We start from the raw sequence: 22246 nt of genomic DNA, 5'->3' as shown, positions 1-22246 counted from the left end.
TCGGGACGAATGTCAGGCGTCGCTTTGTTGCGCCTTGCGCCCCGTCGTCCAGGCGACGACCCAGACGGCGAAACCGCCCAGCGACAGCGCCACCCCGACCCAGCCGGTCGAGGTCCAGCCCCAGCCCGCGGCCACGGCCATGCCCGCCAGCAGGGGGCCGATGGCGTTGGCCGTGTTGAAGGCTGAGTGATTCAGGGCGGCGGCCAGGGTCTGGGCGTCGCCGGCCACGTCCATCAGCCGGGTCTGCAGCACCGAACCCAGCCCGCCGCCGCCGCCGATCAGCACCACCACGATCATCACGGCCCACAGGTGCGGCGCGGCGAAGGGGTAGAGGGCCAGGGCCGCCGCGCTCCACAGCAACAGGCCGCCCGCCGCGATCATGCCGAAGCGGTCGGCGGCCCAGGCGCCCAGCAGATTGCCCGCCACCATCCCCAAGCCGAACAGGGCGAAGACCCAGGGCAGGACTTCCGGTCCCACGCCCGTCACCGCCTTCAGCGTCGAGGCCAGATAGGCGTAGACCGCGAACATGCCGCCGAAGCCGACGGCGCCGACGCCCAGCGTCAGCCAGACCTGGCCGCGCTTCAGGGCGCCCAGCTCGCGCCAGGGGCTGGCGTCGGGATGGGCCGGGTCGCGCGGCGCGAACAGGGCGACCAGGGCCATGGTCAGCACCGCCAGCACGCTGACGATGGCGAAGGTCCAGCGCCAGCCGAAGGAGTGGCTGACGGCGTTGGCGACCGGCACTCCGATCACCGTGGCGACCGTCAGGCCCAGCAGGACGGTCGAGACGGCGCGGGTTCGGAGCCGCAGCGGCACCAGCGACGCCGCGACCAGGGCCGCCACGCCGAAATAGGCGCCGTGCGGAATGCCGCTGAGGAAGCGGAAGACCAGCATCCACTCATAGGTGGGGGCGATGGCGCTCAGCGCATTGCCGACGGCGAATAGGGCCATGAAGCCGATCAGCAGCAGCCAGCGCGGCAGGCGTGCGCCGAGCACGGCCAGGATCGGCGCCCCGACGACCACCCCGGCGGCATAGGCGCTGATGACATGGCCCGCCGTCGGTTCGCTGACGCCTAGGCCCGCCGCGAAGTCGGGCAGGACGCTCATGGCGGCGAATTCGGTCACGCCGATGGCGAAGCCGCCCATGGCCAGCGCCAGCAGCACCAGCGCCGCCTTGCCCGGTTCGGCCACGCGCTCGTCTCGGATGGACGCGGCGCAGCGCGGATCGTCGAGGCAGGGGGCGTCGGCAGGGGCCATGGATTGTCGCGATGCAGCAAGGGGAGGTTGCGCTGCAAAATAAGGACGCCGCCCACGGCATCAACCGGGGCGGCGTCGAAGCGGTCATCACGCTTTGTGTCGGCTGGTCAGCCCCGGTTCTCGTAGGTCGCCGTGATCGACGCCTTGGCCAGGGTGTGGAAGTGCAGGTTGAAGCCGAAGACCGCGCCCGAGTTGTCTTCCGTCACGTCCAGCCGTTCCACATCCACGGCGAAGATGGTGAAGATGTAGCGGTGCGGGCCGTGGCCGGGCGGCGGGGCGGCGCCGCCGAAGCCGGCCTCGCCATAGTCGGTGCGCCCCTGGACGGCGCCTTTGGGCAGGTTCGCCCCGCCCACGGCCCCCGCGCCGGCGGCCAGTTCGGCGACATCGGCTGGAATGTTGGCGACCGTCCAGTGCCAGAAGCCCGAGCCGGTCGGGGCGTCGGGATCATAGCAGCTGACGGCGAAGCTCCTGGTCCCTTCGGGCGCGCCGGACCACGACAGTTGCGGCGAGGTGTTTCCCAGCGCCTTGACCTGGGCGTCGGGCAGGACGCCTCCGTCGGAAAAGTCGGTCGATGTGACGGTGAAGCTCATGGCGCGCTCTTCCTTTGACGGCGGATTCGGATGCCCAAACTAACGGAAGACTCGCCACGGGCGTTGCGTCGCGACATTCTGTCCCTAGCTAAGGTCAAGCTGTCTTGATGAGCGGAGGAACGGGATGCTGCAAGCCCTGTTGGACCGAACCTTTCAGACGCGGTCGATCCGGGTGCGGCTTCCGGACGGGCGTGAGCTGACGGCGGGGCCGGGCGAACCGGAACTGACGGCCGTGCTGACGGACATGAAGACCGCCGTCGCCATCGCCGCCAATCCTGATCTGGCCCTGGGCGAAGCCTTCATGGACGGGACGTTCCGGATCGAGGGCGGAAGCATCTATGACTTCCTGCAACTGACGACCTCGCAACTGGCGCTTCGGCCGCGCTCGCCTATGCTGACCTGGATGCAGCGGATCAAGCGCGGGGCGGAGCAGGCCAACGACCGGCTGCACGCGCGCAGCAACGTCCACCACCACTACGATCTGACGGTCGATTTCTACCGCCTGTTCCTGGACGAAGACCTGCAATATTCCTGCGCCTTCTTCGAGACGCCGGACGCCAGTCTGGAACAGGCCCAGGTCGCCAAGAAGCGCCGCCTGATCGACAAGCTGCTGCTGGAGCCGGGGCACAGCGCCCTGGACATCGGCGCCGGCTGGGGCGGGCTGGGCCTGTCGATGGTCGAGCGCGGGGCGCGCGTGACCGGCGTCACCCTGTCCACCGAACAGCATCGCACGGCCAATGAACGGGCGACGGCGCTGGGCGTCGCCGACCGGGCCGATTTCCGGCTTCAGGACTATCGCGACCTGGATCAGACCTTCGACCGCATCATATCGGTGGGGATGTTCGAGCACGTCGGCGTGCCGAACTATCAGGAGTATTTCGACACGGTCGCTCGGCTGCTGGACGATGACGGGGTGGCGGTGATCCATTCCATCGGCCGCAAGTCGCCGCCCAACCGCACCCAGCCGTGGGTGCGCAAATACATCTTCCCCGGCGGCTATATCCCGGCCCTGTCCGAGGTGTTGCCCGCCATCGAACGCGCGGGCCTGTGGGTCACGGACATGGAGGTGCTGCGTCTGCACTACGCCGAGACGCTGCGGCATTGGCGCGAGCGGTTTCTGGCCCGGCGCGGCGAGGCTCTGGCCATGTATGACGAGCGCTTCTGCCGGATGTGGGAGTTCTACCTCGCCGCCAGCGAGGTCGCCTTCCGCGAGCTGGGCCACATGGTGTTCCAACTGCAGCTGACGAAGAAGCAAACGGCCGCGCCGCTGAGCCGGGATTACCTGTGCGGCTAGGTCGGCGGGCATAGAAAAAGGCCGCTCTTCCGAGCGGCCCTGATCGTCTGATCCGTCATCGCCCTCAGGCGATTTCGATCCGGTAGCTTTCGATGACCGTATTGGCCAGCAGGGTCTCGCACATGCGCTTGACCTCGGCCTCCTTGTCGGCGACGGCGTCGTCGAGGTCGAACTCGATCAGCTTGCCGACGCGGGCGCCCGAGACGCCGTTCCAGCCCAGACCCTGCAGGGCGCCTTCGACGGCCTTGCCCTGGACGTCCAGGACGCCGGGCTTGAGGAAGACGTGAACTTTAACCTTGGCCATTAATGCAGCCCTCCCTGAATCACGGTCGGCATGTCCTTCATGATGCCGAGGCGGCGGGCCACCTCGGTGTAGCTTTCGATGACGTCGCCCATGTCGCGGCGGAAGCGGTCCTTGTCCAGCTTCTCGCCCGTGGTCGAATCCCACAGGCGGCACGAGTCGGGGCTGATTTCGTCGGCCAGGATGACGCGGGCGAAGTCGTTCTCCCACACGCGGCCGAACTCGATCTTGAAGTCCACCAGGGTGATGCCGACAGCGCCGAACATGCCGCACAGATAGTCGTTCACCCGCACCGTCATGGCCAGGATGTCGTCCAGCTCCTGCGTCGTGGCCCAGTTGAACGCGGTGATGTGCTCTTCGGTCACCATCGGGTCGTTCAGCTCATCCTTCTTGTAGTAGAATTCGATGATCGAACGGGGCAGGGGCGTGCCCTCTTCCTGACCCAGACGCTGGGCCAGCGAGCCGGCGACGACGTTGCGGCAGACGACTTCCAGCGGAATGATCTCGACTTCGCGGATCAGCTGCTCGCGCAGGTTCAGGCGCTTGATGAAGTGGTTGGTCACGCCGATCGAGTTCAGGCGCGACATGATGAATTCGCTGATGCGGTTGTTGATGACGCCCTTGCCTTCCAGGGTCGCCTTCTTCTGCGCGTTGAAGGCGGTCGCGTCGTCCTTGAAGTACTGGATCAGCGTGCCCGGCTCGGGCCCCTCGTACAGGATCTTAGCCTTGCCCTCGTAGAGCTTCTTGCGCTTGGTGTTCATCTTCGGGCCCCGGGGGGAAGGAAACGGACGGCCTCAAAACGAAAAACGCGCGGCCCGAAGGTCGGGGCGGCGCGGTTCCTGAATCGACGGCGGCTATATAGAACCACGCGCCCTTTAGCCGAAGGGCGTCTGTGACACAAATATCCTGAAGCGACCCTGCGTCAGCATACGAGACCGAAGTCTGGTTGCGTTCGGTCGCGCCGGGGGCCATAGAGCCGTTTGCGGACAAGACTCGTCCGTGGCTGGAGTTACGACGCGCATGACGACCTTCGACGATCGGGAACAGGCCTTTGAGGCCAAATACGCCCTCGATCAGGAACAGGAATTCAAGGCCATCGCGCGTCGCAACAAGATGCTGGGCCTGTGGGCTGCCGAGAAGATGGGCCTGTCGCCTGAGAGCGCCGAGCAATACGCCGCCGCCGTGGTCCGCGCCGACTTCGAACAGCCGGGCGAGGAAGACGTCTTCCGCAAGGTGGCCGGCGACTTCAAGGCTTCGGGCATGACGGTGTCCGAGGGCGAGCTGCGCTCCAAGATGGACGAACTGGCCTCGATCGCGCGCGAACAGATCCGCGCCGGCGAATAATCGCATCGCAATCGAATGACACAAGGGCCGCAACCGTCGCCGGTTGCGGCCCTTCTTCGATCTGCCTCCCGCCGGGGAAACGGGAGCGACCGGAGGCGCCGGGGCGCATCCGAACAACGCGCCCGCGGCCGGTCGGTTCGATCCGATGTCCTATTTCGGCATCAGCACCGTGTCGACGATGTGAACCACCCCGTTCGACTGGGCCACGTCGGCCTGGGTGATGGTCGAGGTTCCGCCCTTGGCGTCGGTGATCCGCCACTGACCGCCGCCGGCGTCCTTGACCGTCAGCTTCTCGCCCTGGACCGTGGTCAGGGTGGCGGTTCCGCCGTTGGCCTGGGCCTGGGCGGCGATGTCGGCGGCCGTCAGGCGGCCGGGCACGACGTGATAGGTCAACAGCTTGGTCAGCGCCGCCTTCTGGGCCGGCTGCATCCAGCCCTCGCGCGTGGCGGCGGGAATTTTCTCGAAGGCGGCGTTGTCGGGCGCGAAGACAGTGAAGGGGCCGGCGCCCTGCAGGCGCTCCGTCAGGCCGGCGGTCTGGATCGCGCTGACCAGGGTGGTCAGGTTCGGAGCCTTGGCGGCGTTGGCGACGATATTGTCGGACGGGTTCATGGCCACGCCGCCGACCATCGGCTCGGTCGTGGCGGGGGCTGCTGACGGGGCCGGGGTCTCGACGGGGGCGGGCTCCTTCTTGGCGTCGTTTTGACCGCAGGCGGCCAGCGCCAGCAGGGCGACGGTCGAAGCAGCCGCAAACGCGGCGGTGCGATAGGTCGTCATGGCTTCTCTCCTTCGGTGAACGGGCGGCGCCCGCGTCGGAGGGGATTACGGCTCAGACCCGAAAAAGGATGCGGCGGGCGTCAAATTTTCCGGCGCGGCCCGTGAACGGGCGGCTTCGCCGGTCAATCCAGACAGGCGTTCAGGACGGACCATCGGCCCAGCTTTTCCTCGAACGGACGCGCGTGGGCGGGGCTGGAGGAGGGCAGGTCGATCAACTCGGCCGTTGTGGCGCCTTCCAGCATGCGTCGCCCGGCGCGCGCCGCCTTTCCTCCGTTGAAAGCCACGGCGCGCAAGGCCGGAAGTCGGTTCGTCAGGGCGATCAAGTCGGCGACCTGAGGGTTGCGGATGGCTGCGTCCAGGCTGCCCCGCCGCTCAGCTGACGCGATCACGTCCCAGAGCCCCACGCCGTGGGTCCGCAGGGTCTCCAGCCGCGCCTCATAGGGCACGGGGATCAGATCCGCCCCGATCACCGCCCCGATTAGCCGCCAGAAGGCGTTGCGCGGATGGGCGTAATACTGCGCCGCCCTCAGCGAGGCGTCGCCGGGCAGGCTGCCGAGGATCAGCAGGCGGGTGCGCTCATCGACGACGGGGGGGAAGCCTATCCGGCGGGCGGTCGTCAATGGTCGCGCCGGAACCAGCCTACGATGGAGAGCCGCGCGCTCTGCGCATAGGGCGCGACGGGCGCGACGGAATGGAGCTGGGGGACGCGGAACAGCGTCAGGGTGTTCCAGCGCGGGATCAGCCCGCGCGTGACATCGCCGGTCTCGGGGTCATGGAACAGGGTCTGGCCGCCCCAGTCGGAGCGCCACCGCGAGGTGAAGCCCAGAGTATAGGCGGCGACCCGCTGGACCTCGCCGCTGGCGCTGTCGTCGTGCAGGCCCAGAAAGTCGTTGGGGCGGTACAGGGTCGCCTGGGAATCCGCCCAGCGGATGGAATCGTCGCCGGTCAGCTGACGCCCGAAGGCGGCGAATTCCTCGCCCATCAGAAAGCCCGTTACCGGATGGATCGGGTGGTTGGCTCGCGGTTGGCCGCTGTTGTAGGCCGACACCATTCCGAAGTTGAAGTAGATGAAGCCGTACTGCTGGCCGCTGCGCTGGATGAGGGCGGCTATCTGACTCTTGATGTCCGCGCCGGCGTCCTGCAGGGCGTCCATGGAGATTTTGACCGGGCGGCCGTTCTCGCCCAGGAAGGTCAAGGACCAGGGCAGCGACGTCTCCATGATCTCGGTGATCAGCTCCGCTGTCGGCTGCTCGAAGACGTTCGGAATCTGCACCAGACCGTCACGCGCATAAATCTCCGCATACTTCTGAACGTCGAGTACGGGGTTCAGGCGAAGGGTCGGCTGGGACTTCATGCAGGCGCTCCGGGGCGTGGGATCACGCCGGTATTCTCTCTTAGGGTAGCAGGCGCGACGTGGCTATGAGCGGGGCAACTCTCCGGACCCTTGTTTAGCTGAAGGCGTGTTCGGCCTCAGAAGCCCGGTGGTTTGAAGCCAGGCGGAGGCGGGACGGTGTTCATCCTGAGATGAATCGGGATGGTGACTAAGCGGCCGGCGTTGTTGGAGCCGTCATTGGCTTCAACCGTATAGGCGCGGGCAAGGCATATTGCGGCCGTACGCTGTTTCGGCGGCAGATCAGGCGCATTGACGAAGCAGTCTTTAGGCCGCCCGCGGTTGTCAACCTTGCATTGAACTTCGACGCGTCGATCGATCGTTTCGCCGCCAAGGGGCGCCATGCAGTCCATGACTCGAGAGGGATCGGTTAGGCGCGGGGTCAAGGCGGGAGCAGTGTCGTCGATTTGCGACGCCATGATCAGAAACGCAAACACCAGAAGCATGTCAAATTCCGAAAGCATGGGCAGCCTAAGGGGTTAGTCTAGATGAGATTTGGAAGGCGACCAGTAAGGAAGCGGACAGGCGGCTCCAATTTTGAGGTGAAGCTGAGGCGGGATTTGAGAAAAGGAGGCGCATTGCAGCACCTCCCATGAGGAACGGATTCCGTTCGGATGTCAGCTCTCGCCGAAGACCCGAGCGAAGATCACGTCGACGTTCTTGGTGTGGTAGCCGAGGTCGAACAGGGACTCGAGCTGATCGTGGGGCAGGGTGACGCGCGGATCGGCCTTCAGGAAGTCGATGAAGGCGCCCTCGCCGCGCCAGACCTTCATGGCGTTCTCCTGCACCGCCGCATAGGCGTCCTCGCGCGAGACGCCCGCCTGGGTCAGGGCCAGCATGACCCGCTGCGAGAAGACCAGGCCGCCCAGGCGGTCGAGATTCTTCTGCATGTTCTCGGGATAGACGTTCAGGCGTTCGATCACGCCCGCCAGACGATGCAGGGCGAAGTCCAGGTGGATGGTGGCGTCCGGACCGATGCCGCGTTCGACCGAGGAGTGGCTGATGTCCCGTTCGTGCCACAGGGCGACGTTCTCCATCGCCGGGGTCACGGCCGAACGGACCAGACGGGCCAGACCGGTCAGGTTCTCGGTCAGGATCGGGTTGCGCTTGTGCGGCATGGCCGACGAGCCTTTCTGGCCCTTGTCGAAGAACTCCTCGGCTTCGAGGACCTCGGTGCGCTGAAGGTGGCGGATCTCGACGGCCAGGCGCTCGACCGAGGAGGCGACGACGCCCAGGGCGGCGAAATAGGCGGCGTGGCGGTCGCGCGGGATCACCTGGGTCGAGACCGGCTCGACGCTGAGGCCCATCTGGTCGGCGACGTATTGCTCGACGGCCGGATCGACGTTGGCGAAGGTGCCTACGGCGCCCGAGATGGCGCAGGTGGCGATTTCTTCACGCGCCGTGATCAGGCGGCGCTTGGCGCGCTGGAATTCGGCGTGATAGCCGGCCAGCTTCAGGCCGAAGGTGACGGGCTCGGCGTGGATGCCGTGCGAGCGGCCTACGGTCGGGGTGTATTTGTGCTCCTTGGCGCGGGTCTCCAGCGCGGCCAGAACGCGATCGACGCCGCCCAGCAGCAGGTCGGTCGAGCGCGCCAGCTGCACCGCGAAACAGGTGTCCAGCACGTCCGAAGAGGTCATGCCCTGGTGCAGGAAGCGGGCTTCCTCGCCGACGATTTCGGCGACGTGGGTCAGGAAGGCGATGACGTCGTGCTTGGTGGTGCGCTCGATCTCGTCGATGCGGTCGGCGTCGAAGGTCGCGTCCTTGCCCTTGGCCCAGATGGCCTCGGCCGATTCCCTGGGTATCACGCCCAGCTCGGCCATCTTGGTGGCGGCGTGGGCCTCGATCTCGAACCAGATCTTGTACTTGGTCTCTTGCGACCAGATGGCGACGGCGTCGGGGCGGGAATAGCGCGTGATCATGGACCGGTCGTGTCGTGCGCGAGGGGCCATGAGTCAAGGTTCGCCGTGCGGGAATGGAGGCTTTTGGGCATCACCGGCGACCGGATCGACGGCGCGGCGTGTCGAAACCTTGACTTGCCGCGCTCCTGTCCCAAATAGGGCGCGCTCAGAGGACGACCTCTCCCATCAGTGGGCATGACGCTGGGACGACCCGGCATGCCATGCAAGGAGCACGTCATGGCCTGGATTTTCCTTCTTCTCGCCGGTCTGTTCGAGATCGTCTGGGCCTTCCTGATGAAGGCCTCCGAGGGCTTCACCAAGCCCTGGCCGACCATCGGCACCATCGGTTTCATGATCATCAGCTTCGGCCTGTTGTCGATCTCGATGAAGACGTTGCCGCTGGGCACCGCCTATGTGATCTGGACCGGCATCGGCGCCGTCGGCGCCTTCGTCGTCGGCATCGCCGTGCTGGGCGAGCCTATTACGCCGATGCGCGTCATCGGCGCCGTGCTGATCGTCAGCGGCCTGGTTGTGCTGAAGCTCGCCTCCAGCCATTAATCACGGCGACAGCCTCGGAGCTTCGCCATGGAACTGATCGTCGGACCGCGCCTCTTCTCCACCTGGTCCCTGCGGCCGTGGCTGGTGTTGAGGCGCGCAGGCGCCGTCTTCGACACGCGCGAGGTCTGGTATCGCTCCGAGGCTGAAAAGGCTGAACTGCGGCGCCTGTCGCCCTCGGGTTTCGTGCCGCTGCTGAAGGTCGAGGGCGAGACGATCTGGGACACCCTGTCCATCAGCGAATGGGCGGCCGAACGCTATCCCGAGGCGCATCTGTGGCCGGTCGATCCGATCGCGCGCGCCCTGGCCCGTTCGGCGACGGCCGAGATGCACTCCGGCTTCCACGCCCTGCGCGACCTGTGCGGCATGGGGCCGGATCATGCGATGGCGGGGGATGCGCGCAGCCCGGCGCCGTCCGATCCGGGGCTGGACCGCGACCTGGCGCGTCTGGTCGTGCTGTGGACGCAGATACGCGAACGCTTCGGCGCGGGCGGGCCGTGGCTGTTCGGCGACTGGTCGATCGCCGACGCCTTCTTCACGCCCGTGGCGGCGCGGGTGCGCCATTTCCAGATCGACCTGTCGGCCCACGGCGACGACGGGACAGCCGCCGCCTATGTCGCCGCCCTTCTGACCCAGCCGCACTTCCGCGAGTGGGAGGCGGCGGCGCTGTCATCTAACGTTGATTAACCGATCCTGAGAACGCGGGTTTAAGAGAGCGGACTTATAGTCCAGCTTGTTCTCGGAGGGGCGGAGCCATGCGTACGATCAGCAGGAACACCGACTGGGCGCGCACGGCGCGCGCCTATGTCCTGGCGGCGGTCGTTCTGGCCCTGGTCTGGGCTTCACTGGCGTCCCTGATGATCTGAAGCCCGCGCCTCAGCGCGAGCCGCCGCCCAGCACGGCCTCGGCCACCTGCAGGGGCGCAGGGGGCGGCGCGACGTAATCCAGGCGGATCGGCACGGCGCGCGCGCCCGAGGCCACGGCGTCCAGCGTCTTCACCGGCCCGCCCATCATGCGCTGATAGATCCAGTAGGCCGCGACGACCTTCTCGACGTATTCGCGCGCCTGAGGCACGTCGATGGTCTCGATCAGCAGCAGGGGATCGGCGTCGGCGCCCAGTTTGCGGATCGCCGCCAGCATCGGACCCGGTCCGGCGTTGTACGAGGCCACCGCCTTCAGCAGGTCGCCCTGGAAGGACTCGATCTGGAACAGGCGGTTCACATAATCCTGACCCAGCTTCATGTTCACCGCCGGGTCCAGCAGGCGCTGGGGCGTGCGGACATAGCCCTGGTCGCCGGTCATGTGGGCGGCCGTGGTCGGCATCACCTGCATCAGGCCATAGGCGCCGGCGCCGGAACGGGCGTTGGCGTTGAAGTCCGTCTCCTTGCGCGCGATGGCGTAGACGAGCGCCCTCTCGATGGTGAAGCCGCCCATCGGCTGCAGGTCCGGCATCGGATAGCGGACGGCGTCGATGCGGCTGGCCTCGGACTGGGCCGCGCGGCCGGGCGCGACCAGGCGATACAGACCGACCCACATCTGGCGCGCGGCGCTGTCGCCGCTGGCGGCGCGCAGGCCGTTGCGGGCGGCCTGCTCGGCGTCGTTGCGGCGGCCGACCTCATACAGGGCCACGGTGCGGCGGGCGTCCTCGTCGGAGCGGATGAAGGCGTTGAGCGCGCGCGTATCCACGCCGATCGGCTCGGGGGTGAATGAGGCGCGTTGCAGCGTCGCCTCATAGGGGCGCGGCCCCTGGTTCTCGATCACCGGCTCCTCGCCCAGTTGGCGCAGGGCGATCTGGCCGTAGAAGGTGGCCGGCCAGCGCGCGGCCTGGCGCAGGTATTCGGTCACGCGATCCTGGCGGCCCGACTGGCCCGCCGCCCGCGCCGCCCAGAAGGCGCCGCCCGAGCGCACCCACGGATCCTCGGTCGGATCCTGGGCGACGTGCTCGAAGGCGCGGAAGGCGTCGGCGTGCTGTTCCATGCGCCAGGCGGCCAGGCCCGCCGTCCACCAGTCGCCGATCTGCTGGCCCATCGTGTAGGCGCCGGCCAGGTCGTCGTTGTTCAGGGCCACGCGCGCGGCCTTGGCCGGGTCGTTGACGCCGCCGTCGCCAGAGCCTGAGCCAGAGCTGGTCAGGCTGGCCCAGGTGCGGGTCAGCAGGCCGCCGGGGCGCTTGGGCTCGGCCGCGCCGTCGGGCAGGCGCCGCATCGCCAGGGTATAGACCCGCTCGGCCATCGGCAGGTCGGAATAGGTCTCGAGCCAGGCCGCCAGCTCGTCATAGGTGGCGACGTGGCTGGGGTGGAACAGGCGCTCGAACTCGACCTGGCCCAGCAGGACGCGATCCTTGGCCTGACGCGCCGAGGCGCGGGCCAGCTCCAGGTCGCCGCGACGCAGGGCGTCGAAGGCGGTGGTGTAGCTGAGACGATCCTCGCTGCTCAGCGCCGTGGGCGAAGGCGAGGCGTCCGCGCCAGAGTCTGCGCCAGCGGCGACATAGGGTCGGGAGGTATCGACATCTTCAGCCTGGGCTGCGGTCGCAGCAAGAGCGCAAAGCGTGAAGGCGAACAGAGACGCACGACGCGTCCGGCGGAAAGAATACATGACGCGGCGGCCCCCTTCGTCGGCGTCGGTCCCGTCTCGATTCGGGATTCTACGACGCTCTGCGGACTGGTCTCCAAGAGTTCAGGATGCCTGAATCAGGCGTCCGGCTCAACCACTTCGCCGCGCAGGCGAGCGGACAAATCTAGAATATCCTTCCAAACCAAACCCTTGGCCTGCGGCTGACGCAACAGGAAGGCGGGGTGGAGGGTGGCCATGACGGGGGCGGCGATTCCGCCTTCGGACAATCGCCATTCGCGCCACTGGCCGCGCGTGCGCATGATGCCGTCGTCGGTCTTCAGCACGGCCTTGGCCGCCGCCGCCCCGACCAGCAGCACCGCCTTGGGCTTCAGCAGGGCCGCAGCGCGCTCAAGGAAGGGGGCGCAGACCGCCTGTTCCTGCGGCGTCGGGGTGCGGTTGCCGGGCGTCTTCCAGAAGACGGTGTTGGTGATGAAGGCGTCGTCCAGCAGGCCCGCCGCCGTCAGGATGCGGTCCAGCAGCTGGCCCGCCTGGCCGACGAAGGGCTGGCCGCGCGCGTCTTCCTCGGCGCCGGGGCCTTCGCCGACGATCATCAGCGATCCTTGCGGATTGCCGCGCGCGAAGACGGACTGGCGGGCGCCCATGGCGCGCAGGGGGCAGCCCTCGAAGGCGGCGACGGCCTCGGCCAGTTCGTCCAGCGTGGCGGCCGTCGCCGCCAGGCGACGGGCCTCGGCCGCCGCTTCGCCGGGCGCGGGCGCGGCGCCGGGAGCGCGCAAGGAGGTGATCGTGGCCGGACCCTTGGCCGCGACGGGGGCGACGAAGACGGTGCGGTCGACCGGCTCCGCCTCGAAACAGGCGTCCACGCCTGCGTCGCGCCAGAAGGCGAACAGGGCCTCTGCGGCAGCCATGTCGAGGGAAGGGGCGTTCATCTGACTATAGGCAATAGGCCTTGACCGCCCCCGCGTCACCTCCCGATAAGGCGGATAACCACGACGACAACGAGGATTCAGGGGACATGGCCGAGGAAATGATCGAAGGCGGCGCCAGGAACGCATGGCAGGAAGCCGTCATCGACAACCTGCCGCCGCTCGAGGCCCTGGCGGGCGTCGAGCGCGAGGTCATGGAGTATGACGTCGTCATCGTCGGCGGCGGCCCCGCCGGCCTGTCCGCCGCCATCCGCCTGAAACAGCGGGCCGAGAAGGACGGGAAGGAGATTTCCGTCGCCGTGCTCGAGAAATCGGCCGAGATCGGCGGCCACGTCCTGTCGGGCGCGGTCATCGACCCCAAGGCGCTGAACGAGCTGTTCCCCGACTGGAAGGAACGCGGCGCCCCGCTGGAGACGCCGGTGACCAAGGACAAGTTCCTGGTCCTGGGTCCGCAGGGGCAGGCCTCCCTGCCGATGTTCGCGATGCCGCCCTTCATGCACAATGACGGCTGCTACATCGCCTCGCTGGGCAATGTCGCGCGCTGGCTGGCCGAACAGGCGGAAGCCCTGGGCGTCGAGGTCTATCCCGGCATGGCCGCCAGCCATGTGGTTTGGGAGGAAGAGACGGGCCGGGTGAAGGGCGTCGTCGCCGGCGTCTTCGGCATCGACCGCGAGGGCAAACCGACCGGTGAGTTCCAGCCGGGCCTCGAACTGCACGGCAAATACGTCTTCATCGCCGAGGGCGTGCGCGGCTCGTTGGCCAAGACCATCATGGCCCGCCACAACCTGTGCGACGCCGCCGACCCGCAGAAGTTCGGCATCGGCCTGAAGGAGCTGTGGCAGATCCCGGCCGAGAAGCACCAGCCCGGCCTGGTCCAGCACACCACCGGCTGGCCGCTGGACGACAAGACGGGCGGCGGCTCGTTCCTGTATCACTTCGGCGATCGCTATGTGTCCGTCGGCTTCGTCGTCCACCTGAACTACAAGAACCCCTTCCTGTCGCCGTTCGACGAGTTCCAGCAGTTCAAGCACCACCCGGCCATCGCCGAGCATCTGGAGGGCGGCACTCGCGTCTCCTACGGCGCGCGCGCCATCACCGAGGGCGGCTTCCAGTCGGTGCCGAAACTGGCCTTCCCCGGCGGCGCCCTGATCGGCTGTTCGGCGGGCTTCGTGAACGTGCCGCGCATCAAGGGCAGCCACAACGCGATGAAGACCGGCATGCTGGCCGCCGACGCCGCCTATGACGCCGTCATAGAGGGCCGCGAGGGCGACGTGCTGAGCGCCTATCAGGCCGCCTATCTGCGCTCGTGGGTCTATAAGGAGCTAAAGGTCGTCCGCAACGCCAAGCCGCTGCTGTCCAAGCTGGGCACGATGATGGGCGGGGCGGTCGGCATGTTCGACCTGTGGGTCAACCACCTGACGGGCGGCTTCTCCTTCTTCGGCACCCTGCGTCACGGCAAGACCGACGCGGCCTCGACCGAGCCCGCCTCGCAGCACAAGCCGATCGCCTATCCCAAGCCGGACGGGAAGCTGTCGTTCGACAAGCTGTCGAGCGTCTTCATCTCCAACACCAACCACGCCGAGGACCAGCCCGCGCACCTGAAGCTGCTGGACCCGTCCGTGCCGATCAACGTCAACCTGCCGAAGTACGGCGAGCCCGCGCGGCTGTATTGCCCGGCGGGGGTGTACGAAGTCGTCTATGCGGACGAGGCGAACCGCGCCGATCCGCGTTTCGTCATCAACGCCCAGAACTGCGTTCACTGCAAAACCTGCGACATCAAGGATCCGTCGCAGAACATCGTCTGGACCACGCCCGAAGGCGGCGGCGGCCCGAACTATCCGAACATGTAAGCCGACAACCCTCTCCCGGCGGGAGAGGGATTTGCGCTTTCAGACTCTTGCGGGCGCAGGGGAAAGCGTGAAGGGTCCGGCCATGCGTTTCGTCTCTTCTCGTCCTGCCCTGTTCCTGGCGGCTTCCGCCCTTGCGCTGTCGCTGGCCGCGCCGTCCCTGGCGCAGGAGGCTCCCGCGCCCGCGCCGGAAACCTCGGCCGAAGAAGCGCAGGAGGCTGAAGCACAGGATGCTGAGCCGAACGGCGACCCCGTTCCGCACATCATCATCGCCGACGAGCCGGAAACGCCCGAGGAACCCAAGGTCACGCCCATTCCCGCCGAATGGGCGCCGATCCCTCTGGACGCCGAGAAGAACAGCGCCTTCGGCCTCTATCTGGCGGGCCGCAACGCCCTGACCAGCGGCGAGAGCGCAGTCGGCGCCGACTATCTCAGCCGTGTCTACGCCCTGACGCCGGAACAGCCGCGCGTGCGCGAACAGGCTTTTACCGCCGCGCTTCTGGCCGGCGATCTGGACGAGGCGGGCCGCATCGCCCCCACGGATCCCGAGGTGTCGCCGGTCATCGTCCAGGCGGGGCGTCTGGTGCAGGCGGTACAGACCTATGCCGGCGGGGGCGCCCGCCGCGCCAATGCTGAGTTGAAGGTCGCCCCGGTGGGCGAGCCGCATGACCGCGCTGGTTTCTATGTTCAGGCCTGGATCGCCGCCGCCGCTGGGGACTGGGACCGCGCGCTTGCCATGCCGCCGGCCGAATTCGATCCTGTCAGCGCCTTGGTGGCGCGCGGTAACCGGGCCCGCCTACTGGAGCAGCGTCGTCGTTATGATGAAGCCGACGCCGAGTGGCGCGACCTGACCAGCCACGCCCTGGCCGGCGCTTTGTTCCGCCAGTCCTATGGCGAGTTCCTGGAGCGGCGAGGCCGTCGCGACGACGCCTTGGTCCAGTATGACGCGGCCGTCGCGGCTCGTACCGCCGACCGCCGTGTCATGGAAGGGCGCGAACGGGTGCTGTCCAAGGCGCGTCCGCCGGCCTTGCTGAACTTCCGCGAGGGGGCGGCTCAGGCCCTGCGCACCGCTGCGGATCAGATGATCGCCCAGCGCGCCTATGAATTCGGCGCCGTCTATCTGCGCCTGGCTCAGAATCTGGCTCCCAGCGACAATACCCAGTTGCTCATCGGCCAGACCTTGATCCAGGGCGGGATCGAGCCCGCCGGCCGCGCCGCCCTGGCTCACGTCAGCGAGGCCTCGCCTGCGATCTACGCCGCCGCGCGCGTGCAGATGGCGATCAGCCTGTCCAAGACCGGCCTTGACGACGAAGTCTTGGTCGAACTCCGCCGGGCGGCTTCGGTGCGACCTGACGAAGCCACGGTGGCGTATATGCTGGCCAGCCAGCTGCTGCAGATGGAGCGGCGGGAGGAGGCTTTGGAGCTCTTGAACGGTCCGCTGCTGAATACGGCGGATCAGGGCTATGAAACCCACTTCCTGCGCGGCGCCGCCTATGAGGCCCTGGATCAGGACGCGCAGGCCGAGGCCGAGCTGTGGGCCGCCCTGCAGATGCAGCCCGACAATCCGACCCTGCTGAACTACCTCGGCTATCTGTGGGTCGATACCGGGACGCGCGTCGCGGAAGGCGCCGCCATGATCGCCCGGGCTCACGCCGCGGATCCCAAGGACGGCAACATTCAGGACTCGCTCGGCTGGGCTCAGTTCCGCCAGGGGCAGTATGAGGCGGCGGTGGTCAATCTGGAGGGCGCGGTCGACAAGGAGCCCGCCAACGCCGAGATCAACGACCATCTGGGCGACGCCTATTGGGCCGTGGGCCGTCAGCGCGAGGCGGGCTTCCAGTGGAACCGCGTGCTGACGCTGAAGGTCGACGACAAGCGCCGCGGCGAGGTCGAGGCCAAGCTGCGCGACCGGTTGAATCAGAATCCGACCGGGGATCACGGCCTGGGTTCGGACGACTGACGCCGCCATGTCTGTTTCCGATGTTCTGAGCGGCCTGGCGCCGGCCAAGATCAATCTGTTGCTGCATGTCGGGCCGGTGCGGGCCGACGGCTATCATCCGCTGGTCAGCCTGGCCGTCTTCGCCGATGTCGGCGACCGGGTGACGGTGCGTCGCGCCGAGGCCCTGTCGCTGAGGGTCGAGGGGCCGTTCGCCGCCGGTCTGGACGGGGAGGGCGACAATCTGATCCTCAAGGCCCTGCGCGCCCTGGGCGAGGCGGTCGGGATCGGCGAACCGCCCGTGGCCGTGACTCTGGACAAGCGCCTGCCCATCGCCGCTGGTCTGGGCGGAGGTTCGGCGGACGCAGGTGCGGCGCTGCGGCTGACGGCGCGCCTGCTGGGCCTCGATCTGACGGGAGGCGCGCTGGAGCGTCTGGCCCTGGCCGCCGGGGCGGACGGCCCCATGTGCCTGCGGGCGCGCCCGGCCTGGGCTTCGGGCGTCGGCGAGGCGCTGGAAGACGAGCCGCGCCTGCCGATCCTGCATGGGGTGCTGCTCAACCCCGGCCTGCCGTCGCCGACGGGGGCGGTCTATCGCGCCTATGACGCCGCGCCCGCCGGGGATGCGGACCGGCCGTCGTGGCCCATCGACTGGTCCGTCGCCTCCGTCATCGACTGGCTGTCGGCCCAGCGGAACGACCTGGAAGCGCCCGCCCTGGCCGTCACGCCGGGCATCGAAGCGGCGCTGGCCGCCATGCGCGCCGCGCCGGGCTGTCGACTGACGCGGATGTCGGGGTCGGGCGCGACGGTCTTCGGCCTGTTTGACGACCGGGCGGCGGCGATCGAGGCGGCCTTCGCCCTGGATCGGCCGGGCTGGTGGTCGCGGCCGGTGGTGCTGGGCGCGCCGGATATCGAACCGCGTGCGGTTATTTAACCGGATTTACAGCCCCTGCGGCCAAGCTGGCCGCCATGACCCAGCTCTCGCCCGAACAGACCGCCGCCTTTGAACGCGCCCTGTCGCGCCTGTCGCCCGCCGACCGCGCCCGCGTGAACGAGATCAAGGACGCCGCCGCCCGCGCCGCCGCCGAGGTCGCCCCGCACTGGGACTTCGAACTGGCCGCCCGCACCGTCGACGGCCTGCTGGGCGAGGACGCCAACGACGACCAGAGGCGCGGCCTGATCGCCGCCTGGGCGCTGGAGCTGCCCGGCCGCATCGCCACCGAGCGCCTGCCGCAAGTCGTGCTGGCGGGCTATCCGACCTATGTGGACCGGCTGGCCGCCTATCTGGACAGCGGGGCGGATTCGTATGACCCCGACTTCTGGGCCAAGGACGTGCGGGTGTCCCTGGCGCTCAGCGTGCCGGGCAGCAACACTCAGATGCTGGACCTGTCCTCGCCCGTCGGGCCGGGGCTGGTGGTGCGACACATGCTGGGCGGGCGCGGCCCCGGCCCCCTGATCGCCTGGGTCCAGGCGGGCGGCTGGCGTCCGTGGCTTGAGACCCACACCGAAGCGCGCGACCTGTCGGATTTCAACGAAGCGGGCTGGGAGCGCAACTGGGCCGCCGCCGCCGCCCTGTTGAAGACGCGGCCGGAACTGGCGGGCGTCATCGGCTCCAGCTGGTTCTTCGATCCTCCGCTGGAGACCATCAGCCCGCGCCTGACCTACCTGCGCGCCACGCCGATGAAGAACGGCGCCTTCATGATCCATCAGGGCGGCGGCGAGATCCACGACGAGCGCGCCTCCGCCTCCTCGCCCACCCGCCGCGCCATGATCGAGTCGGGCGAGTACAGCGCCTGCTCCTGGCTGTTGTGCTGGCCGCGCAGGTCGTTGATCCGTTGGGCCGAGACGCAGGGACGGATCTGACGCCGCCATGATGGCTTCACTCGGAACATCTGCGACATTTTAGCGCGCCCCTGTGTTGCGATGTCGAGGCGACGGGCGTGATTTCGCGAGTTGGACCGGCGTTTTGTCGCGAAGGGCGCCGGCGGGGCTAGAAATTCCAATTTGGGCGCGCTGAAGCGTGGCCGTTTCGGAAACTCCTTTTTGTGAAGAAGAATCTGCGTTCCGCGATTGACAGTAGGCGGAAGTTTCCGTCTCAAATGGGGCCGGGAGGAGCGACGTGAATCGGCGGTCAGGGGACCGTCGGGCGTACGCAGCCTTACTCAATAACCATTGTCGTTGTGGGGGATTATGATCAACGCGTTCAAGGCCGGACTTCTTGTTGCGGTCGCCGGTTCCGCCCTTGTGTGAGCGAGTGATGTTTCGGCTCAGGCGAATGTGACGCCGCCGCCGGGCGGGTTCTACATGGCGGACGGGTCGCGCACTGCGGACTACGACGCGGCGCTGACGTCCTGGCGCGAAGACGCCCAGTTCTCGGTCGACTACTCCAAGGCCTATCTGGGGCTTGAGCACGCCTATGCCCTGGGTCTGACGGGCAAGGGCCTGACGGTCGGCGTCAATGACGCGGGCGTCTACATGGACCACCCGCTGTTCGGCGGCGCAGGCAAGATCAAGGGCTTGAACACAGTCGTCTCTGACGACTACGGCAATGACGGCCGCATCAACCCGCGTCGTCGCTGGGAAGGCCACGGCACCCACGTCGCCGGCACCATCGGCGGCGCCCGCATCGAAGGCGAGGCCATGTTCGGCAACGCCTTCGGCGCTAACATCTATTCGGCCACGACCAATTTCGCCGCCGGCGACTTCCTCTGGTACCGCGACGTCTTCATCAACGGCGATATCGTCAGCACGGCCCAGACCAACATCGTTGATCTGGCCGCCACGGGCGAGGTGCGGATCATCAACAACAGCTGGGGCTCGGGCAACAGCCTGCCCTACAATGCGTCCGAGGCGGTGGTGCGCCAGGCCTTCGGCCCCCGCAGCAACTACGGCGACTTCTACAAGCCGGTGCTCGACAACGACGTCCTGGTCGTCTTCTCGGCGGGTAACGGCTACGGGGCTCACGCCGGCATCGACGCCGCCGCGCCCATGTTCGATCCACGTCTGCGCTCCAACTGGCTGTCCGTCGCCAACTACACAAGCGACCTGACGCCCAGCGCCTCGACCAGCTTCTGCGGCCAGACCGCGACCTGGTGCGTTGCAGGACCGGGCCATGAAATCGTTTCGTCGGTGCCGGGTTACGACTTCAGCCTGAACGCTATCGCTGCAATCTACCGTCCGGCGGACTATCGCCCGCTTTATACGGCGACGAGCGTCGCGGCGCTGCAGACCGCTTCGGTGAACCGCTTCCTGGGCGAGCTGAACGCCTATCTGACCAACAAGCGCGCCGCCGCCGCCGCCGGGCGCCCGTTCGACGAGGCCGCCGCGCGTCGTCGCGTGGCCGAAGAGGCCGTCGCCATCACCCTGATCTCCGGCGGTCGTCTGGGCGATCCGAACGGCTTCACCGCTCAGCTCGCGGGTCTGCTGACCTCGACCAACAACATGGCCCTTCTGACGCCGGACTTCTCGTCCGACGTGCTGACCCAGGCCAACGCCCTGCTGATGCAGCGCCTGGAGACGCTGATCACCTACACGGGGCCGGGCTATGAGGCCTATACGGGCACCTCGATGGCGGCGCCGAACATCTCGGGCTTCGCGGCCTTGCTGATGGAGCACTTCCCCGAATACGACACGGCCCTGATCGGCGACATCCTGGTCTCCAGCTCGCTGGACCTGGACACGCCTGGGGTGGACCTGAAGTCGGGCTGGGGCGCGCCTCAGATGCAGGTCGCCCTGCAAGGCCCGACGGCCCTGCGCGACGTCCGCGATGTCGATGTCCGCGTCGGCACGGTGGACGTGTGGAGCAACGACATCGGCGACGCCCGCGATCGTTATTCGGCCGAGGTTCTGGCGTCCTACCCCGACGATATCGGCGGCATCGTCAAGAAGGGCGGCGGCGAGCTGATCCTGACGGGCGCCAACGACTACAGCGGCGTCACCCGCGTCGAGGGCGGCCTGCTGACCGTCAACGGCAGCCTGATCAACTCGGCCTCGACCGTGGCCGAGTTGGGCATGCTGGGCGGCGTTGGTCGTCTGGCCGGCCTGACCGTCGAGAAGGGCGGCGTTCTGGCGCCGGGCGGCTCGGGCAATCTGTTCGGTACGCTGACGGTCGCCGACGACGCCGTATTCAAGGCCGGTTCCTATCTGTGGATCCGCTCGAACGTGAACGGCGCGGCGCACTCGCGTCTCGCGGTGGAAGGCAAGACCACGCTGGAAGGCGGCGAGGTCATCGTGAAGGCCGACCAGGGCAACTGGAACCTGCGTACCCGCATGAACATCCTGCAGTCGGCGGGCGGCGTCACCGGAACCTTCACGGGCGCCAAGAGCGATCTGGCCTTCCTGACGCCGATGCTGACTTACAGCGCCAACACCGTGCATCTGACGCTGGCGCGCAACGACGTCACCATCGCCTCGGTCGGGACCACCCCGAACCAGAAGGCGCTGGGCGGGGCCCTGGACGTCATGACCGCCTCGGCCATGACCAATCCGCCGGCCGGCCGCAACACGGCTCTGGAAGACGCCATCCTGGACGGCAGCGCCGACAACGTCCGCGCGGCTCTGAACAGCCTGACGGGCGAGGTTCACGCCACCCTGGCGGGCGTCGCTTCGGGCGACTCGCGCTTCATCCGCGACGCCATGCTGACGCGCGGCCGTAACGGCACGACCGAGGCGACCGACGGCCGCGGCGTCGCCGTCTGGGCCTCGGGCGTCTTCGGCAGCGGACGTCAGGACAACGGCGAACTGGCCGGCTTCCGCAGCGAGGCCACCGGCTATCTGGCCGGTGTCGAGAAGACGCTGAACGGCCGCGCCCACATCGGCGTCGCCGTCGGTGAGAGCCAGTCGGAAATCCGCGCCAACCGTCTGCGTTCGACGGGCGAGGTCAAGACCCAGCACATCGGCGTCTACGGCGCCGCGACGCTGGGCGGCTTCGACTTCCGTCTGGGCGGCGCCTGGATGGATTCGCGCACCCGCACCGACCGTTCGGCCTCGCTGAACCGCTTCAACGAGCAACTGACCGGCCGTTACGACGGCGAAGCCTGGCAGGCCTACGGTGAAGTGTCGTGGCGCAAGTCGGTCATGGCCTCGACCGTGCTGGAGCCGTACCTGAACTACACCCGCGTCGAATATGATGCGGACGTGGTCGAGCGCGGCGGCGACGCGGCCCTGTCGGGCGACGTCTCCCAGACCTCGGACCTGCTGACGGCGGGTCTGCGCTCTGAGACGCATCTGGCGGGCGGCAACGGCCGTCCGGCGCTGTCGGCGATCGGCCACCTGGCCTGGACCGAAGACCTGAGCGGCGACGGCCCCGTGTTCAACGCGGCCTTCTCGGACGGTCCGGTGTTCCGCGTCGAAGGCGCCGACCTGAACTCGGGCGCGCTGCAGGCGGGCCTGGGCTTCAACATCGAGGCGTCCAAGTCGACCAACATCGAGGTCGGCTACTCGGGCGTCTTCAACGACGACTACAAGGACCATCGCCTGACCGGCCGCGTCAGCTTCCGGTTCTGATAAGGCGGGCGCCGGGGCTTCGGCCCCGGCGATCCTGACGGACAGACGCCGTCGCCCTCAGCGGGCG

Annotated in this window: 20 protein-coding genes; 9 read left to right on the top strand and 11 right to left on the bottom strand. The window is 67.9% G+C overall.

Annotated features, from left to right (window positions below; translation table 11 throughout):
* Window positions 1-12 precede the first annotated feature (12 nt).
* Both EGK63_RS12285 and EGK63_RS12280 read right to left on the bottom strand, forming a co-directional pair.
* A complete protein-coding gene (locus EGK63_RS12285) occupies window positions 13-1254 on the bottom strand; it encodes an MFS transporter (RefSeq protein ID WP_243637679.1) in 1242 nt (413 codons plus the stop codon).
* A gap of 107 nt (window positions 1255-1361) precedes the next feature.
* Window positions 1362-1844, bottom strand: coding sequence for a YbhB/YbcL family Raf kinase inhibitor-like protein (locus EGK63_RS12280; RefSeq protein ID WP_125901731.1), 483 nt, complete (start codon window positions 1842-1844; stop codon window positions 1362-1364).
* 124 nt (window positions 1845-1968) lie between these two features.
* Here EGK63_RS12280 and EGK63_RS12275 point away from each other — a divergent pair, with 124 nt between their 5' ends.
* The gene (locus EGK63_RS12275) at window positions 1969-3138 is read left to right on the top strand and encodes a cyclopropane-fatty-acyl-phospholipid synthase family protein (protein WP_125901730.1); all 1170 of its coding nucleotides are present in this window, start codon (window positions 1969-1971) and stop codon (window positions 3136-3138) included.
* A gap of 64 nt (window positions 3139-3202) precedes the next feature.
* Here EGK63_RS12275 and purS read toward each other — a convergent pair whose 3' ends face one another.
* Together purS and purC are read right to left on the bottom strand one after the other, a co-directional pair.
* Entirely contained in the window at window positions 3203-3442 is a 240-nt protein-coding gene (gene purS / locus EGK63_RS12270) for a phosphoribosylformylglycinamidine synthase subunit PurS (protein ID WP_125901729.1), read from the bottom strand.
* A complete protein-coding gene (purC, locus tag EGK63_RS12265) occupies window positions 3442-4200 on the bottom strand; it encodes a phosphoribosylaminoimidazolesuccinocarboxamide synthase (protein ID WP_003165779.1) in 759 nt (252 codons plus the stop codon). The genes purS and purC overlap by 1 nt, the downstream gene beginning before the upstream one ends.
* A 259-nt stretch (window positions 4201-4459) precedes the next feature.
* On the opposite strand from purC, the gene EGK63_RS12260 reads away from it, so the two are divergent.
* Window positions 4460-4783 carry a DUF1476 domain-containing protein gene (locus EGK63_RS12260; RefSeq protein WP_125901728.1) on the top strand — a complete coding sequence of 108 codons (324 nt, stop codon included), beginning with the start codon at window positions 4460-4462 and terminating at the stop codon, window positions 4781-4783.
* 150 nt (window positions 4784-4933) lie between these two features.
* On the opposite strand, the gene EGK63_RS12255 is transcribed toward EGK63_RS12260, so the two are convergent.
* The 5 genes from EGK63_RS12255 to purB all read right to left on the bottom strand — a co-directional run bounded on the left by EGK63_RS12255 (window position 4934) and on the right by purB (window position 8866).
* Window positions 4934-5557 (bottom strand): fasciclin domain-containing protein, encoded by a 624-nt coding sequence (locus tag EGK63_RS12255; RefSeq protein ID WP_125901727.1) that lies wholly within the window; start codon window positions 5555-5557, stop codon window positions 4934-4936.
* Window positions 5558-5679: 122 nt separating this feature from the next.
* Window positions 5680-6177 carry a DNA-deoxyinosine glycosylase gene (locus tag EGK63_RS12250; protein WP_125901726.1) on the bottom strand — a complete coding sequence of 166 codons (498 nt, stop codon included), beginning with the start codon at window positions 6175-6177 and terminating at the stop codon, window positions 5680-5682.
* Complete coding sequence (locus EGK63_RS12245; protein ID WP_125901725.1) at window positions 6174-6911, bottom strand: 2OG-Fe(II) oxygenase family protein; 738 nt, start codon at window positions 6909-6911, stop codon at window positions 6174-6176. Before EGK63_RS12245 ends, EGK63_RS12250 begins: the two co-directional genes overlap by 4 nt.
* Window positions 6912-7027: 116 nt before the next feature.
* Window positions 7028-7393 (bottom strand): hypothetical protein, encoded by a 366-nt coding sequence (locus EGK63_RS12240; protein WP_125901724.1) that lies wholly within the window; start codon window positions 7391-7393, stop codon window positions 7028-7030.
* Between the two features lie 171 nt (window positions 7394-7564).
* Window positions 7565-8866 (bottom strand): adenylosuccinate lyase, encoded by a 1302-nt coding sequence (purB, locus tag EGK63_RS12235; RefSeq protein WP_125901723.1) that lies wholly within the window; start codon window positions 8864-8866, stop codon window positions 7565-7567.
* 216 nt (window positions 8867-9082) lie between these two features.
* Here purB and EGK63_RS12230 point away from each other — a divergent pair, with 216 nt between their 5' ends.
* Window positions 9083-9403 (top strand): multidrug efflux SMR transporter, encoded by a 321-nt coding sequence (locus EGK63_RS12230; protein WP_125901722.1) that lies wholly within the window; start codon window positions 9083-9085, stop codon window positions 9401-9403.
* A 27-nt stretch (window positions 9404-9430) separates the two neighbouring features.
* Window positions 9431-10087 carry a glutathione S-transferase gene (locus EGK63_RS12225; RefSeq protein WP_125901721.1) on the top strand — a complete coding sequence of 219 codons (657 nt, stop codon included), beginning with the start codon at window positions 9431-9433 and terminating at the stop codon, window positions 10085-10087.
* Between the two features lie 189 nt (window positions 10088-10276).
* Here the strand turns inward: EGK63_RS12225 and EGK63_RS12220 are convergent, their stop codons facing one another.
* Both EGK63_RS12220 and EGK63_RS12215 read right to left on the bottom strand, forming a co-directional pair.
* Window positions 10277-11992, bottom strand: a complete 1716-nt coding sequence (locus EGK63_RS12220) for a lytic transglycosylase domain-containing protein (RefSeq protein ID WP_125901720.1) — start codon at window positions 11990-11992, stop codon at window positions 10277-10279.
* A 95-nt stretch (window positions 11993-12087) separates the two neighbouring features.
* Entirely contained in the window at window positions 12088-12897 is an 810-nt protein-coding gene (locus tag EGK63_RS12215; protein ID WP_125901719.1) for a uracil-DNA glycosylase, read from the bottom strand.
* 191 nt (window positions 12898-13088) lie between these two features.
* Between EGK63_RS12215 and EGK63_RS12210 the strand changes: the two genes are divergently transcribed.
* The 5 genes from EGK63_RS12210 (at window position 13089) to EGK63_RS12190 (ending at window position 22179) form a co-directional block, all read left to right on the top strand.
* Window positions 13089-14744: an electron transfer flavoprotein-ubiquinone oxidoreductase gene (locus EGK63_RS12210; RefSeq protein ID WP_243637686.1), complete on the top strand. Its 1656-nt coding sequence runs from the start codon at window positions 13089-13091 to the stop codon at window positions 14742-14744.
* Window positions 14745-14826: 82 nt separating this feature from the next.
* Window positions 14827-16701, top strand: a complete 1875-nt coding sequence (locus EGK63_RS12205) for a tetratricopeptide repeat protein (protein WP_125901717.1) — start codon at window positions 14827-14829, stop codon at window positions 16699-16701.
* Window positions 16702-16708: 7 nt separating this feature from the next.
* A complete protein-coding gene (locus EGK63_RS12200; protein ID WP_125901716.1) occupies window positions 16709-17608 on the top strand; it encodes a 4-(cytidine 5'-diphospho)-2-C-methyl-D-erythritol kinase in 900 nt (299 codons plus the stop codon).
* A 35-nt stretch (window positions 17609-17643) separates the two neighbouring features.
* The gene (locus tag EGK63_RS12195; protein WP_125901715.1) at window positions 17644-18537 is read left to right on the top strand and encodes a hypothetical protein; all 894 of its coding nucleotides are present in this window, start codon (window positions 17644-17646) and stop codon (window positions 18535-18537) included.
* A gap of 414 nt (window positions 18538-18951) precedes the next feature.
* The gene (locus EGK63_RS12190) at window positions 18952-22179 is read left to right on the top strand and encodes an autotransporter domain-containing protein (protein WP_243637678.1); all 3228 of its coding nucleotides are present in this window, start codon (window positions 18952-18954) and stop codon (window positions 22177-22179) included.
* Window positions 22180-22246: the final 67 nt, after the last annotated feature.

This window comes from Brevundimonas sp. 357 (assembly GCF_003938605.1).
Classification (GTDB): Bacteria; Pseudomonadota; Alphaproteobacteria; order Caulobacterales; family Caulobacteraceae; genus Brevundimonas.
This window is presented reverse-complemented; position numbering and strand designations above follow the sequence as displayed.

Bases quoted from the DNA above. Each gene is read 5' to 3' on its own strand.
- EGK63_RS12285 (WP_243637679.1), bottom strand. From the start codon at position 1,254: ATGGCCCCTGCCGACGCCCCCTGCCTCGACGATCCGCGCTGCGCCGCG.
- EGK63_RS12280 (WP_125901731.1), bottom strand. From the start codon at position 1,844: ATGAGCTTCACCGTCACATCGACCGACTTTTCCGACGGAGGCGTCCTG.
- EGK63_RS12275 (WP_125901730.1), top strand. From the start codon at position 1,969: ATGCTGCAAGCCCTGTTGGACCGAACCTTTCAGACGCGGTCGATCCGG.
- purS (WP_125901729.1), bottom strand. From the start codon at position 3,442: ATGGCCAAGGTTAAAGTTCACGTCTTCCTCAAGCCCGGCGTCCTGGAC.
- purC (WP_003165779.1), bottom strand. From the start codon at position 4,200: ATGAACACCAAGCGCAAGAAGCTCTACGAGGGCAAGGCTAAGATCCTG.
- EGK63_RS12260 (WP_125901728.1), top strand. From the start codon at position 4,460: ATGACGACCTTCGACGATCGGGAACAGGCCTTTGAGGCCAAATACGCC.
- EGK63_RS12255 (WP_125901727.1), bottom strand. From the start codon at position 5,557: ATGACGACCTATCGCACCGCCGCGTTTGCGGCTGCTTCGACCGTCGCC.
- EGK63_RS12245 (WP_125901725.1), bottom strand. From the start codon at position 6,911: ATGAAGTCCCAGCCGACCCTTCGCCTGAACCCCGTACTCGACGTTCAG.
- EGK63_RS12240 (WP_125901724.1), bottom strand. From the start codon at position 7,393: ATGCTTCTGGTGTTTGCGTTTCTGATCATGGCGTCGCAAATCGACGAC.
- purB (WP_125901723.1), bottom strand. From the start codon at position 8,866: ATGATCACGCGCTATTCCCGCCCCGACGCCGTCGCCATCTGGTCGCAA.
- EGK63_RS12230 (WP_125901722.1), top strand. From the start codon at position 9,083: ATGGCCTGGATTTTCCTTCTTCTCGCCGGTCTGTTCGAGATCGTCTGG.
- EGK63_RS12225 (WP_125901721.1), top strand. From the start codon at position 9,431: ATGGAACTGATCGTCGGACCGCGCCTCTTCTCCACCTGGTCCCTGCGG.
- EGK63_RS12220 (WP_125901720.1), bottom strand. From the start codon at position 11,992: ATGTATTCTTTCCGCCGGACGCGTCGTGCGTCTCTGTTCGCCTTCACG.
- EGK63_RS12215 (WP_125901719.1), bottom strand. From the start codon at position 12,897: ATGAACGCCCCTTCCCTCGACATGGCTGCCGCAGAGGCCCTGTTCGCC.
- EGK63_RS12210 (WP_243637686.1), top strand. From the start codon at position 13,089: ATGGAGTATGACGTCGTCATCGTCGGCGGCGGCCCCGCCGGCCTGTCC.
- EGK63_RS12205 (WP_125901717.1), top strand. From the start codon at position 14,827: ATGCGTTTCGTCTCTTCTCGTCCTGCCCTGTTCCTGGCGGCTTCCGCC.
- EGK63_RS12200 (WP_125901716.1), top strand. From the start codon at position 16,709: ATGTCTGTTTCCGATGTTCTGAGCGGCCTGGCGCCGGCCAAGATCAAT.
- EGK63_RS12195 (WP_125901715.1), top strand. From the start codon at position 17,644: ATGACCCAGCTCTCGCCCGAACAGACCGCCGCCTTTGAACGCGCCCTG.